We start from the raw sequence: 13,388 nt of genomic DNA on the forward strand, positions 1-13,388 counted from the left end.
AATTTCATGAATACCCCTGTCAAGCGATCTTCAACATCACTGTTTTCAAATGCGTTTATAGATTTCTATCATTTAGTGGTGCAGATGACATGGCCACGTTTTTTAGCTTCTTTCGCCATTGTATTTTTAGCCATTAATTTATTTTTGGTTTTTTATATTGTCTTCAAAGCGACTCCATTAGCGGGCTTAAAGGTATTGGGTTTCTAGAGTATTTTTTCTTTAGCGTTCAAACCTTAGCCACTATTGGTTATGGAAGCATGTATCCCCAAACACTCTACGGACATATTTTGGTCACTCTTGAGGCAATGATTGGGTTGTTGGGTGTCGGCATGTTTGCGGCCCTCGCATTTGCCCGAATTTCATTACCAAGGTCGCGTGTGGTTTTTAGTAATACAGCAGTAATAAATAATTTTGAGGGTCAACCAGCCCTTATGTTTAGGACGGCCAATGAGAGAAACAATCGCATCATTGGCGCTGAAGTAGAGTTGAGCCTGTTCATACAAGAGACCACTAAAGAAGGCCAAAGCATGAGGCGGATATATGACTTAAGTCTAGCCCGCAACCATACGCCTATGCTGGCTCTAACATGGCTTGTGATTCATCCGATTGATGAGAAGAGTCCTTTATCAAAGATGTCTCAAAAGGATTTATCAAAAGCAGACTTTGCTTTAGTCGCAACCGTTAAAGGTTTGGATGAGACTGTTTCACAAACAATTCATTCCAACCACACCTATACATTTGAAGATATTCGGTGGAATCATCGCTTTGTAGATTTGTATCATAAAAATGAGTCAGGCATGAAAGTTCTTATTGATCAGACTTTGATTCACGATACGATAGAAGAAGCAAGACAGCCTAATTTCAACTGATGACCCAAGTCCTCACCAAGCTGGTTAAAGAAATCCGTTCTTGTACCTTGTGTACAGAGCATTTACCTTTGGGCCCAAGACCCATTATTCAGGTGAGTAGCTCAGCAAAGATTCTTGTTGTTGGCCAAGCCCCCGGTAGCCGAGTTCATGAAACCGGAATTCCATTTAACGATCCTAGTGGCGATCGTCTTAGAGAGTGGATGGGCATTGATAAAAATGCCTTTTATGACTATAAGAAGATTGCTCTTGTTCCCATGGGCTTTTGTTTTCCCGGAACAGGTAAGTCAGGCGATCTACCTCCAAGACCGGAATGTGCCGAAACATGGCGAGTAAAACTATTAGAGCAACTGCCCAATATCAAGCTAACGATTATTGTTGGTCAATATGCTCAAGCATGGCATTTAGACAAAAGCAGTAAAGAGAATTTGACTGAAACAGTTATGGCATGGAAGAGCTATTGGCCCAAAGTGATTCCTTTGCCACATCCAAGCCCCAGAAACAATATTTGGCTAAAGAAGAATCCCTGGTTTGAGGAAGAGGTTTTACCTTCGCTCAGAAGGAAAGTGAAAGCGGTATTGAAGTAGGGTTGGACATCTTTAGCCCTGGTCGATTCCGCCCCGGGCCACCAAGAAAAATTAAAACCACCTTCGAGTAGTTTTTTTCATTTCTCCAGCAGTAGAATTCTTTGATGAATTTAGTCCTATTTTCCGAAGCTAGCCCAATAATTCTTCTCCATCTGATGTTTGCCGTGTTGGTAATAGTCATTGGGGCAATACAGTTTATTTGTAACAAAGGCACAACCCTTCATAGGGGGTTAGGTTACGTTTGGATTATCGCAATGCTTGTGATTTGCCTTTCTTCCTTTGGGATTAAGACAATCATGCCCAGTGGAATTTTTGGCGACTTTTCCCCAATTCATTTATTAAGTATTTGGGTTTTATTTCAGTTGGCACGCGGCATCTACTTTGCTCGCAAGCATGAGATTGCTCGTCATCGAAAGTGTATGGTCTATACCTATGTTGGAGGACTTCTTATAGCCGGGGCATTTACATTAATGCCAGGTCGTTTTTTATATAAAGTGCTGCTAGCGCCCTGGATCTAGGGTTAGACATCCTCGGGCCTGGTCAATTCTGCCCCGGGCCACCAAGAAACACTAAAACCACCCGAGAGTGGTTTTTTCATTTGGGGATTTAGATAGAATTTAGTTATGACACCCCAAACAAACCCCGTCACTTGGTTCGAAATCTACGTTGAAGACTTGGCTAGGGCCAAAGCCTTTTATGAAGCAGTCTTTAGCTGTTCTCTGGCATCGGAAAAAACGAATGGTAGTTTTGAGGCTTATCGATTTCCTGGGGGCATGCCCGGTAACGGCGCAATGGGTACATTGATGAAGCATCCAATGCGCAAGCCATCGCATGAAGGAACGCTGGTTTATTTTCATTGCGATGATTGTGAAATCCAGTCTGAACTTGCTAAGAAAAATGGCGGTCAAGTTTTTAGGCCAAAGTGGAGCATTGGTAAGGAAGGATTTATTGCCATTATTGGCGACACAGAAGGCAACGCCATTGGACTTCATTCATTTAAATAAATCAGGATTGAGTATCCTCAGCCCTGGTCGATTCCGCCCCGGGCCACCAAGAAACACCAAAACCACCTTCGGGTGGTTTTTTATTTAGGGCTCGCTTAAGCTGGGCGCAATGAAATGAATCTGTTTAAGATGGATGAATCTAGGGAGGATGGTGATGCCATTAGTCAGAATTGATTTAAGCAAAAAACACTCTGAGAGCTTTGCTCAGCAAGTCGGAGATATTGTCTATAACGTGATGCAAGAGCAAATCAATGTTCCTGAAGATGACAAATTTCAGATTATCACTAGACATGATGCATCGGAATTCAATATTCCAAAAAGCTATTTAGGTATTGAATATTCAGAGGACATCATTTTTATTCAGGCAACCATCAGCTTCGGCAGATATACGGATCTTAAGAAGAATCTGTATAAAGCCATTTGTGAGGCCTTAGTAAAAAATCTGAAGGTCAGACCTCAGGATATCTTTATAAATCTGCTTGAAGTAAATAAAGAAAATTGGTCATTTGGGAATGGCGAAATGCAGTATGCCGATAAGGATTAAATGTCCTTACACTCGATTTCGCCATCCTGTAAGAGCTAATAAAAAACTATAGGAAATGGAGATTTGGCGATTGCTAGCTGTAAGTTGGAAAGCAGAAAAACTTCTTACTTATCGCATCCTCTGATGTCTGCTTGACCATCCCTTGGATTACTTTATAAGATTTACTTCGAAAGACGTGTTCTGCAGCACACATTGGCCTATCCGAGGCGTCTTTTAAAACGGCAAAATCCATAAGATTCTAAAATCAGCTAATGAAATGGTTTTTAACAATTGCCTTAGCCTTCTTTATCTCTCAGAGTGTTGCTCAAGAGAATTTCAATCCCTTTGATGTTCGGGTGAATGTGACCCTAGTTGATGGTCGCTTTCATACTCAGGCAAGTTATTCCGTGCCAATGAATATTTGTAGTGCCTATGCATTTATTACGGACTATGAGGGCTCAAAAAATATCCCAGGAATAATTGAAGCAAGGGTTATTTCAAGAGTTGGCAATAAGGTTCGCGTATACAGGGTGATTGAAGAGCAAATTCTATTTTTTCCTATAGAGATGAAATCAACAGTCGAATATATAGAGCTAGCGAATAAATCCCTCGCTTTTGAGCAGATCAGTGGGGACAATAGGTCCTATAAAGGAACTTGGAAATTACTAGAGGAAAAAGATAAAACAGTCTTTAAGTATGACGCTCAAATTGAACCTAACTCAATCGTTCCCTCAGCCATCATTGAGTATTTTATAAAAAATAGTATGCGGGGACGATTTGAAGTCATGGCACAAAAAGCCAGTCAATTTAAGTCTATTGAAGCCATAGCCTGTAAATAGCTGTCGCTCTTTCTGCGCGCATTGACTCAATTAGCAGCACCACTTGAGGATCTGATTGAGCACGACTCTGACCACCTAGAGGCAATAGAAACCATCTTCTGGTGGTTTCTATTTAGTCCCCAGATTGCATGGGGCTAATGCGAGAATCTCCAAAATTGCCTAAGATGTCGATATGAATAATTTCTTAGATCCAGCAATCCTCTTTTTTGTTTTTGGTGCTTTTGCGGGTGCTGTGAAATCGAATTTAGAAATTCCTCAGCCCATCGCCAGATTTTTATCTTTATATCTCTTAATGGCTTTGGGTTTAAAGGGTGGCTTTGCGCTTCATAAATCGGGTTTTACTCTTGAGATTGGTTTAGCGCTTGGATTGGCTGTATTTCTAGCAATCATCATTCCTCTAATGGGTTATACAGTTTTAAGAGCCAAGCTCAATGACTATGATGCGGCCGCTATTAGCGCTACTTATGGCTCTGTTAGCGCTGTTACTTTCATCACCGCCACACAAGCACTTGATCAATATGGCATTGCCTTTGGTGGACACATGGCGGCGGCAATGGCCTTGATGGAATCGCCCGCCATCATTCTCGCCATCTTATTGGCAAATAAAGCGAGAGCATCCGCTACGAATTCAAAACAGGCCACAGGAATGTCAAAGATTCTTCATGAATCATTTACGGATGGCGCACAACTTCTTTTGTTAGGATCAATGTTGGTTGGTTTAGTGAGTGGTGACGCTGGCCAAAAAATAATGGCGCCATTTTCAATCGACTTATTCAAGGGGATGCTCGCGTTCTTTCTTCTTGATATGGGCTTGATGGCGGCCAAGAACTTTGAGGGATTAAAAGGCAAGCCTCCAATTACTTTGTTTTATGCAATTGGAGCGCCTTTAGTTCATGCGTCTATTGCATTAGGGCTATGTAAGTTGCTAGGCTTACCGCTCGGCGACACAGTCTTGTTAATGGTCCTGGCTGCCAGCGCCTCTTATATTGCTGTGCCGGCCGTATTAAGACATGCACTTCCCGAGGTAAATCCTGCTTTATATATGGGGATGTCATTGGGAATTACTTTTCCCTTCAATATCATCCTGGGAATTCCGCTTTATACCTATGTTGCTGGGCTTACTTATTAATTGGATTCACATCCTTTTGACTCAGGTGCGATTCTGTTCCGGGTCGCTAAGAAACACCAAAACCACCTTCGGGTACTTTTTTCATTTGTGGGTATGATTAATCGTACTTCTTTATTGCCTATAAATTAAAAGATAAAAATCATAATTCGATGACAAGTTTTTCTGGATTTGATCCAAAAGCATTTAAATTTCTCGAAGAGTTAACCCACAACCAAAATAGAGTATGGTTTGGTGAACATCGCTCTGAATACGAACAGTTTGTGCGCGAGCCAATGAAGTGCTTTACAGATGTTTTGTCTGAAAACCTCGCCAAGAAAGAAGTGCCTGTATGGGGCGATCCCAAAAGGTCTCTTTTTAGAATAAATCGTGACGCGCGCTTTTCAAAAGCCAAGCACCCATACAACATGCATGCCAGTGGTTTATTTACCAGAACCGGTGACAAACATTCCCCCGGCGTTTTGTATTTTCGTTTAGATCCTCTCGGCAGTAGATGTGCTGCGGGATATCTTCAGCCTGAAGCCCATATTCTGAAAAAACTTAGACTGGGCATTCTAAATAATCCAAAATCTTGGATAGCTTTGGAAAAAGCACTAAAGCGAAAAGGCTATGAGCTTGATTATTCGCATACCTTGGCCCGCATTCCTAGAGGTTTTAGCGATGTGCCAGCAGATCTAGAGCGAGCTATCAAATTAAAGGGATGGATTATTAGAAAGCAGTTGCCACGGTCGGTGATTTGTTCGAAAGAATTAATTAAAGAGGTAACCGGCTTTGCTAAAGATATGCTGCCATTATTAAGTTTTGGTTGGCATGCTTTAGAAAAGTTTTCTGATTAGAGTCAGAGTCTCGCGCCCTAGCGCACCAAGAACCACTCAAACTACTTTTGAGTGGTTTTTTCTTTTGGCGTTAGATGAACTCATCTACAGTATTCTTCGAAGATGAAAACAGCCAATTTCTCACAGATGACGCCCTTACTGGCTTTAAAGCTGGTGATGGTTGCCGCATTGTGGGGCGGTACTTTTATCGCGGGAAGGGTCTTGGCTCAGTCATTGCCTTTAACGATAGCGGCGTTTGGCAGATTTTTTGTGGCCTCAATACTGCTGGTCATTGTTGCAGTAAAGATGGAGGGTAAATTACCACGCCTAAACCGTGAGCAAATGTTTTTAACTGCCGCTTTAGGTTTTACAGGGATTTTTCTTTACAACATTTGTTTTTTTGGCGCATTAGCAAGAGTACCCGCGGGCCGCACTTCTTTATTTGTAAGCCTTACTCCAATTGTGACGGCGGTTTTGGCCGGCCTCATTTTTAGCGAGAGACTTGGGTTGCGTCGCTGGATGGGCATAGTGGTGGCGCTATTTGGGGCAATGGTTGTGATTACACGCGGCGATTTGATCAGCAGTTTTACTGACATCGGTCAATCGCTTGGACTGGGTGAGTTCATGATGTTGGGAGCCGTTTTTAGTTGGGCTGCTTACACATTAATTTCACGTAAGGTCTTAGAGACGCTCTCTCCCATCATTGCTAGCACTTACGGCATCTTATGGGGCTTTGCGTTTTTAAGTATTGGCGCAATTAGAGAGTTCAAAGATATAGATTGGATGCTTCTGGATTGGCGTGTATGGACTTCAGTTTTCTACTTAGGTGCGTTTGGTACTGTACTCGCATTCGTTTGGTATTACCAAGGTATTCAAGCGGTAGGACCTTCGCGCACAGCCATCTTTACCAACTTGGTTCCGGCATTTGGTGTTCTATTTTCGGCAACATTGCTTGGTGAGCCCATATTAATTTCAATGGTGGTTGGTGGCCTTATCGCAGTCTTAGGGGTTTCGCTGGTGAACAAGAAATAGCGTTATGCTAAAACCATAGATATCTAAAGGAGGCTTGAATGAAGCTAATCACATGTTGGATCTTGCTTTTGCTTTGTTTAATTGCCAGTCTTTATCCGTTTCCCAGCCCTACACCTTTAACAACTTTTGCTGCTTCTAATATTGCCGTTGTATTTTGCTTACTACACTGCAGTATGTGGGCTGGGTGGTCAACAACCATCAAGATATTCCTTGTAACCTGGCTGACCGGTTGGTTTACTGAGGTGCTTGGCGTTAACTTTGCATTTCTGTATGGACCCTATCACTACGCTGACTTACTTAGCGGCCCCTTGGTGCTTGGCGTACCACCCATGGCAATGTTGATTTATTTCCCGCTGGGTTATGCCTGCTTCATTATGGGGAGGGCGATTGTTGGGGGTTTGTCAACCAAGGTATCTGGGATGCGATTGCTGGGCGTTGCTATTTTTGCTGGACTGGCAATGACAACGCATGATTTTTCGAATGACCCATTTATGTCTACCGTTAAAGGAATATGGGTGTGGCCCAATGGCGGCGCTTACTTTGGCGTTCCTCTTCAGAATTTTATTGGGTGGTTCGTGTTGACGAGCTTCTTTTCAATCATCGTTGGATTGATAGCCAATGGCGCTAAGGCCATGAGCTATGTATCTATTCCCAAAGCACCCACCTTCTTCTTGCCAGCAATCTTGCTGTATTTAATATTTGAACTGCCACAGATGTTGCGCCCCATTTTGCTGGAAGCAACACCAATCAATTTATCCGGATCTGGAATCGCCATGTTTGCCACAACCATTCCAGTGATGGCCGCTTTACTTGCTCTTTATGGCCAACATGCTCAAGAAGAAGGGCGTCAATAGATCGCCCGATTCAACAGCTGAAATTAACTGGCCCTCTCAACAGAAAAGAATCTCATCTTTTCGCTTAAAACTTTGGGTCGATGTTTGTGCGCTTCTCCTTCGGGCACGATGAACACATCTCCAGCCTTATAGCTAAATACTTTTCCAGCGATATCGAGCTCAACCCCTCCTTCGATGACGTAGCCAATATGCCCCTTTAGGCACCAATCGGCGTGAACCATTGCTTTGTCCCACTCAACCAGCCTCACCTGAGTTTCGCCTTGTTGAATGCGCTTGTAGCGCATTCCATCTCCCGCCTCAAACCAGGGTATGCCATCGAACACAATTTTATAATTTTGGGGCATATTCATTTTTAATTTCCTATATGGCTTATCGATACCAATATTTAAACAGCATTCACGATTGATTGGTTTATTTATCCTTAGTTCGGGTAGATTCCGCCAATGGCGATCAACATAGGGCTTATGTAGTGTGGGTCGTAGAATAGAGACTCAATGCCAATTCAGTTCATTCAGCTTTTAACCAGCGCACAAAGGTCTCATAAGACTAACATTCAGCTGGGGGCGTATATGGCATTCGTTGCTGGCGCAGTAAATGCTGGTGGATTTCTGGCGATTGCTCGTTACACCTCTCATATGAGCGGCATCATTTCGGCAATTGGGGATGACCTAGCTCTCAATGACTTTATTTCTGTTTTGGGCGGCATCTCACTTTTATTCTCATTTCTATCAGGCGCCGCAACCACTGCCATTATTGTTAATTGGGGCCATCGAAGGAAAATTCACAGTGAGTTTGCTCTGCCCTTATTGGTTGAGGCTGTCTTACTGTTGGTATTTGGTTTGGTTGGCGCCAATCTGAATGTATATCTGCCTTTAACGGTCCCAGCGATTGCCCTGCTTTTGTGTTTTGTGATGGGCTTACAAAATGCTATCGTTACAAAGGCCTCTAGAGCTGAAATTAGAACCACGCATATGACAGGTGTCATTACCGATATCGGCATTGAGCTAGGTAAATTAATCTACTGGAATAAATCTATTGAGGCCAATCAGCTGAGTTATGTCAAAGCAAATAGAGAAAAGCTCAAAACCCACTTATTCATTTTTGGAATGTTTTTAGTTGGTGGAATTATTGGGGCAGTTAGTTTTAAGAAGGTTGGCTATATTTCGGTGGTGCCGCTTTCCCTATCTCTCGTCTTTATTGCCGGCTTACAGATTTACCGAGATATAAGAGCAATGATGAGGGATCGATCGTCCTGAACCCCATGGCCTACTAAGAAATACTAAAACTATCCTCGAAAGACTATCCAGTCAATGCCGGTGTCGGTATCCCCAAGATTAGCGGACTTAAGTTAGTGTTGTTAACAAAGCAGCTTTCCTAAGCCTCAGTCGATTCTGCGACTGGTGAGTATTTGCATTCATACCATGAAGACGTTTTTTAAACGACAATATAAAAAATAAATGCTGGAGACAAAATGTATAAATTAATAGCGTTTGATGCTTATGGAACATTATTTGATGTCTATTCCATGGGGCAGTTGGCAGAAGAATTTTTTCCGGGCCATGGACAAGCTTTTGCTTTGATGTGGCGCGATCGTCAAATTGAATACACCCGCTTGGTAACCATGAGTGATCCAAATCCTCATGGCAGCAAGTACTACCTCCCATTTTGGGAGCTGACGATTCGCTCCTTGCGATATGTATGCAAGCGGATGGACTTAAATCTTAGTGCCGATAAAGAGCGGCGCCTGATGGATCAGTATGCCAAGCTCACGGGTTTTGAAGATAGCCTAAGTGTTCTTAAGACAATCAAGCAAAAGGGAATTTCTACGGCTATTTTGTCTAACGGCAGTAGAGAGATGTTGGCAACGGTGGTTGAAAGCAATGGCTTAAAGCCATACTTAGATCAAGTGGTCACTGTCGAGGAGGTGCGTTTATTTAAAACGGCTCCACAAGCCTATGCGCTATTGCAAGAAGCGTTTCCTGTGAAGAAAGAAGAAATTCTCTTTGTATCTAGTAATGCCTGGGATGCGCTAGCGGCAAAGTGGTTTGGTTTTGATGTATTTTGGGTCAATCGTCTTGGTCATCCTTTTGAAGAGATTGGTGAAGTGCCAAACTATGAAGGCAATTCGCTAAGCAAAGTTTTAGAAGTTATTTAGGGAGAAATGAATGCTAATAGTTACCTCAATCATTGCCGCTGTATTAACCATCATCTTCGTCAGACTATCGTTTGCCGTCATTGGCCTGAGAAGAAAGAATAAGGTTGGCTTAGGAAGTGGTGGCCACGAAGATCTCGAAAGGGCCATTCGTGCCCAGGGTAACTTTGCTGAATATGTTCCATTCGGCATCATCTTGATTGCTTGCCTTGAAGTTAATGGAGCGCCATGGTGGTTAGTGGCTATTCCCGGGATTACCTTAATCGCCGGACGCCTCATTCACGCCAAAGGTATTCAGGTGCCTCCACCAGATTTTAGTAAGCGCGTATTGGGCATGAAATTGACTTTTGTGACGCTTATCACGTTAGCCGTTTTAAATGTAATGTGGACCCTATATACATTACTTGGATAGCATCCATTTAGTAGGGGCAGCTGATTAATGGTAAAAAGTAAGCATGGGCCAATATTTTCAAAGCTTCAAATTATTAGCAGTGCTTACTTTGGGGTATGGCCTTTTCTATTTTGCAAATAATCTCTCGACTGAATTTTTATATTTAACCCCGGGTGCGCACTTAGTTCATTTGCCAAGTGGCATCAAAATATTGATGACTTTGATTGCTGGCCCCATTGGCGCCCTTGCAATCTTTATTGTTTCTAATGTTTGGGGTGTCTTGATACCCTTCCCTGGACAGTTTGGGCTAGTATTTTTGCTATCTATTGGCAGCGCAGGTGTGCCCTGGCTTGTTTGTAAGATTTGTGCTGAGAAGTTCAGACTTCATGGGGATCTCTCTAATCTGACGATACGCGCTCTAGTCAGCATCTCATTAAGCTATGCCATTTTGAATAGCCTAGTAACCCAATCTATTTTGTATTTAGGCGGCGAGTCTCCAGACTTATGGGGCGGTATTGGAGTAATGGTATTGGGAGACCTAACGGGTATCCTGTTAATAGTCTCGCTGGCTAGACTATTAGCTCCTAGCATTAAAGCGCGCGCGTCAAGACTTGATCATGATCAAGGCTAGCGTTTATAAAAAGCAAAAAAGGATTCAAATGAAAACTATCAATGCAGTAATCGCTGCCCTATTGCTAGCGCCTCTTATGGCTATGGCGCAATCTCCTGCCCCAGCTGATGCAGGAAAAGCTAGCCCAGCTCCACGCTCATTCGTGGTGATCGATAAAAATAAGGATGGCCACATTTCTAGAGAAGAAGCGCAGCAAGCGGGCATCTCTACCGTAAATTTTGATGCTGCCGATAAAGATAAGGATGGCAGATTAAATTTGAGCGAATGGACTTTAATCAAGTTTTAATGCCGCAGGTGCTTTGGGCCTAAAGCAGCTGCATCTCCCATGGGAATGTTCTTGGCCTTGCTTTGCTCCAATGCTTGCAAATAGACTCTTGTATGATGAGTTTCATCACTTGGGAAAATTATGGATAAGCAGACTGATCAAGGTAATATCGCGCTAGAGGCCGAAGCATTGGAGCGTCTTTCAGTCAAGCTTATTCAAGATAAAAATTGGGATGCCCTTGAAAAGATGCTTGATCCTGCATGGCAATTTGTTAGCATGAATGGCGCCTGCGATCGCGCTAGTACGATGTCTTTGATGAAACAAATGAATCTTGGCCCAGTTAAATTTAAAGACTTCAAGGCTACGCAGGCAGGCGACAATCTTATTGTGAGCTTTTGGCTTGCGGCCTTAGAGTTCTGTGATGGGAAAGAGCTCTCCCCAAATTATTCTCCGCGCTTAAGTGTTTGGAAAAAAGTGACCAATCAGTGGTTGTGTATTGCCTATGCTGATCTCATTGCTAAGAGCGGCAATTGAGATAAAGATTTCATTCTTTAGTTGCCAAGAATCATTTGATGAAGAAATTGAATATTTGCCTTGTGAGGCCCGATAACTATATTCACTCCTATGCTTTTTTGGAGTTGGGTGAGTTACTCTTTTTCTCTTTAAAGGAGTTGGGCTATGAGGCAAACTTTGGCTTTAATCATGTTGATCCTGATGCCAGCAATATATTGATTGGTTGTCATTTGCTGGACCCTAGCTTCATTCCGCAAATCCCCAGTTCCACCATTATTCTGAATACCGAACAAATCTATAGCGATACGGGCGCATGGAATGAGGCTGTCTTTCCCTGGGCCAAGCAGTTTCAGGTATGGGATTACAGCCCCAGAAACATTGAAAAATTCAAAGAGCTTGGTATCGATGGAGTAAAGCTTTTGAAGATTGGCTATCAGAAGGAGCTCGCCAGACTCAACACTTCCCCTAAGACAAAAGACATCGATGTCCTGTTTTATGGCTCTGTAAACGAAAGACGCAAGGTAATATTAGATGCGTTAGAGGCCAAGGGCCTAAAGGTAAAGGTCTTATTTGGGGTATATGGCAAAGATCGTGATGAGTGGATTGAGCGATCAAAAATTGTGTTGAACCATCATTACTATGAGGCTCAAATTTTTGAAATCATTCGGGTGTTTTATTTGTTGACGAACTCGGTGGCGGTTGTAGGGGAGGTCAATGAAACGACCTCAATAGATTTGATGTGCAAAGAAGGTATTAGCCCCGCTACATTTGAAGACTTAGTGAGTCACTGCGTAGAGTTAGTTCAAAATGATGCCTTAAGAGAAGGCTTACAGCTTCAGGCCTTTCATTCGATCGCAAGATTTCCGCAAGCATTGTTTACTCAAGCACTACTTGAGTAAAGATCGGCAAGTAAAGTACCTATGTCTAATATTGAAGCGCTACATCTTGCTGCCTGTGAGGCAGGTCGGGATACCTATCTAGATCCTGCAACGGGATACCAGGTGCTCACTAGTAAGGCTTTACTCAGACAAGGCGCTTGTTGTGGAAACTCCTGCAGACACTGTCCCTACGGGCATATTAATGTCAGCGATCCTAATCGTATCAAGCAACAATTGGCTTCACCCGTTCTGATGAATTGGTCAAGTAAAGCAAAATCGATAGACGTATTGTTTTGGTCTGGCGGCAAGGATAGCTTCTTGACTCTCGCAGGTCTACTACAAGAAAAACGCACTGTTGTGCTGCTCACAAGCTTCGGGTCTATAACCAATCGGGTTTCGATCCAAAATATCCACATTAAAAATATTGCTAAACAGTCCGAGTTTTTGAAGCTACCCCTTTGCTTGGTTCCGCTAGCTCCCAATACTGACTACAAAGCCAGCATTCAAGAGGCTTTACAAATGATCATTGCTCAGACCGGAGCCAAGATAGAGCGCTTGGTATTTGGTGATCTGCATCTGCAGAGCATTCGTCAGTGGCGGGTTGATACATGGCCTGAATATGAAATTGCTACACCGCTTTTTGATCTTCCTTATGAGGGGCTCTTGAATAGGCTGTGGCAATTACAAAAAGAAATGGATTTATCGATTACGCTTTCTACAGAATTAAGTTTGGCCAAAGAGACGCTGGCAATAGGGACGCCCTATACCCAGTTGCTGGTGGAGCAGCTCAAGGAAAACAATGTAGATGCGATGCTTGAAAACGGCGAAGCACATACTTTAGTTTTTCCCAGAGCTTGGAAAATATTTCAACCGGAGTAAGTGTTGAGTTCTAAACAAATACATAAACTTCTT

The 13,388-nt window shown here is 42.9% G+C and carries 19 protein-coding genes; 18 read left to right on the plus strand and 1 reads right to left on the minus strand.

The window, feature by feature from the left end:
- Window positions 1–176: 176 nt before the first annotated feature.
- The 10 genes from ICN47_RS03105 to ICN47_RS03150 all read left to right on the plus strand — a co-directional run bounded on the left by ICN47_RS03105 (window position 177) and on the right by ICN47_RS03150 (window position 7,646).
- A complete protein-coding gene (locus tag ICN47_RS03105; RefSeq protein ID WP_370626259.1) occupies window positions 177–869 on the plus strand; it encodes an ion channel in 693 nt (230 codons plus the stop codon).
- Window positions 869–1,453, plus strand: coding sequence for a uracil-DNA glycosylase family protein (locus ICN47_RS03110; RefSeq protein WP_216218407.1), 585 nt, complete (start codon window positions 869–871; stop codon window positions 1,451–1,453). The genes ICN47_RS03105 and ICN47_RS03110 overlap by 1 nt, the downstream gene beginning before the upstream one ends.
- A gap of 104 nt (window positions 1,454–1,557) precedes the next feature.
- Entirely contained in the window at window positions 1,558–1,971 is a 414-nt protein-coding gene (locus ICN47_RS03115; protein WP_216218408.1) for a DUF2306 domain-containing protein, read from the plus strand.
- A 105-nt stretch (window positions 1,972–2,076) separates the two neighbouring features.
- The gene (locus tag ICN47_RS03120) at window positions 2,077–2,457 is read left to right on the plus strand and encodes a VOC family protein (protein WP_216218409.1); all 381 of its coding nucleotides are present in this window, start codon (window positions 2,077–2,079) and stop codon (window positions 2,455–2,457) included.
- A gap of 154 nt (window positions 2,458–2,611) precedes the next feature.
- Complete coding sequence (locus tag ICN47_RS03125) at window positions 2,612–3,001, plus strand: tautomerase family protein (protein WP_216218410.1); 390 nt, start codon at window positions 2,612–2,614, stop codon at window positions 2,999–3,001.
- A 251-nt stretch (window positions 3,002–3,252) separates the two neighbouring features.
- Window positions 3,253–3,819: an SRPBCC family protein gene (locus tag ICN47_RS03130; protein ID WP_216218411.1), complete on the plus strand. Its 567-nt coding sequence runs from the start codon at window positions 3,253–3,255 to the stop codon at window positions 3,817–3,819.
- A 172-nt stretch (window positions 3,820–3,991) separates the two neighbouring features.
- Window positions 3,992–4,948 carry a sodium-dependent bicarbonate transport family permease gene (locus ICN47_RS03135; protein ID WP_216218412.1) on the plus strand — a complete coding sequence of 319 codons (957 nt, stop codon included), beginning with the start codon at window positions 3,992–3,994 and terminating at the stop codon, window positions 4,946–4,948.
- A gap of 149 nt (window positions 4,949–5,097) precedes the next feature.
- On the plus strand, window positions 5,098–5,781 hold the full coding sequence (locus ICN47_RS03140; RefSeq protein WP_216218413.1) for a DUF2461 domain-containing protein: 684 nt from the start codon (window positions 5,098–5,100) through the stop codon (window positions 5,779–5,781).
- A 102-nt stretch (window positions 5,782–5,883) separates the two neighbouring features.
- Complete coding sequence (locus ICN47_RS03145) at window positions 5,884–6,792, plus strand: DMT family transporter (RefSeq protein WP_216218414.1); 909 nt, start codon at window positions 5,884–5,886, stop codon at window positions 6,790–6,792.
- 38 nt (window positions 6,793–6,830) lie between these two features.
- Window positions 6,831–7,646, plus strand: coding sequence for a carotenoid biosynthesis protein (locus ICN47_RS03150; protein ID WP_216218415.1), 816 nt, complete (start codon window positions 6,831–6,833; stop codon window positions 7,644–7,646).
- A 23-nt stretch (window positions 7,647–7,669) separates the two neighbouring features.
- Here ICN47_RS03150 and ICN47_RS03155 read toward each other — a convergent pair whose 3' ends face one another.
- Entirely contained in the window at window positions 7,670–7,990 is a 321-nt protein-coding gene (locus ICN47_RS03155; protein WP_216218416.1) for a cupin domain-containing protein, read from the minus strand.
- 150 nt (window positions 7,991–8,140) lie between these two features.
- Here ICN47_RS03155 and ICN47_RS03160 point away from each other — a divergent pair, with 150 nt between their 5' ends.
- The 8 genes from ICN47_RS03160 to ICN47_RS03195 all read left to right on the plus strand — a co-directional run bounded on the left by ICN47_RS03160 (window position 8,141) and on the right by ICN47_RS03195 (window position 13,355).
- A complete protein-coding gene (locus ICN47_RS03160) occupies window positions 8,141–8,902 on the plus strand; it encodes a YoaK family protein (protein ID WP_216218417.1) in 762 nt (253 codons plus the stop codon).
- Window positions 8,903–9,117: 215 nt separating this feature from the next.
- Window positions 9,118–9,801: a haloacid dehalogenase type II gene (locus ICN47_RS03165; protein ID WP_216218418.1), complete on the plus strand. Its 684-nt coding sequence runs from the start codon at window positions 9,118–9,120 to the stop codon at window positions 9,799–9,801.
- Window positions 9,802–9,811: 10 nt separating this feature from the next.
- Complete coding sequence (locus ICN47_RS03170; protein WP_216218419.1) at window positions 9,812–10,210, plus strand: MAPEG family protein; 399 nt, start codon at window positions 9,812–9,814, stop codon at window positions 10,208–10,210.
- A 43-nt stretch (window positions 10,211–10,253) separates the two neighbouring features.
- Window positions 10,254–10,820 (plus strand): hypothetical protein, encoded by a 567-nt coding sequence (locus tag ICN47_RS03175; RefSeq protein ID WP_216218420.1) that lies wholly within the window; start codon window positions 10,254–10,256, stop codon window positions 10,818–10,820.
- A gap of 28 nt (window positions 10,821–10,848) precedes the next feature.
- On the plus strand, window positions 10,849–11,106 hold the full coding sequence (locus ICN47_RS03180; RefSeq protein ID WP_216218421.1) for an EF-hand domain-containing protein: 258 nt from the start codon (window positions 10,849–10,851) through the stop codon (window positions 11,104–11,106).
- Between the two features lie 120 nt (window positions 11,107–11,226).
- A complete protein-coding gene (locus tag ICN47_RS03185; protein WP_216218422.1) occupies window positions 11,227–11,619 on the plus strand; it encodes a nuclear transport factor 2 family protein in 393 nt (130 codons plus the stop codon).
- 38 nt (window positions 11,620–11,657) lie between these two features.
- Window positions 11,658–12,497, plus strand: a complete 840-nt coding sequence (locus ICN47_RS03190; RefSeq protein WP_216218423.1) for a hypothetical protein — start codon at window positions 11,658–11,660, stop codon at window positions 12,495–12,497.
- A 21-nt stretch (window positions 12,498–12,518) separates the two neighbouring features.
- The gene (locus ICN47_RS03195) at window positions 12,519–13,355 is read left to right on the plus strand and encodes a DUF5522 domain-containing protein (protein ID WP_216218424.1); all 837 of its coding nucleotides are present in this window, start codon (window positions 12,519–12,521) and stop codon (window positions 13,353–13,355) included.
- Window positions 13,356–13,388: the final 33 nt, after the last annotated feature.

Origin of the sequence: Polynucleobacter sp. AP-Latsch-80-C2 (assembly GCF_018882185.1) — a bacterium.
Lineage (GTDB): Bacteria > Pseudomonadota > Gammaproteobacteria > Burkholderiales > Burkholderiaceae > Polynucleobacter.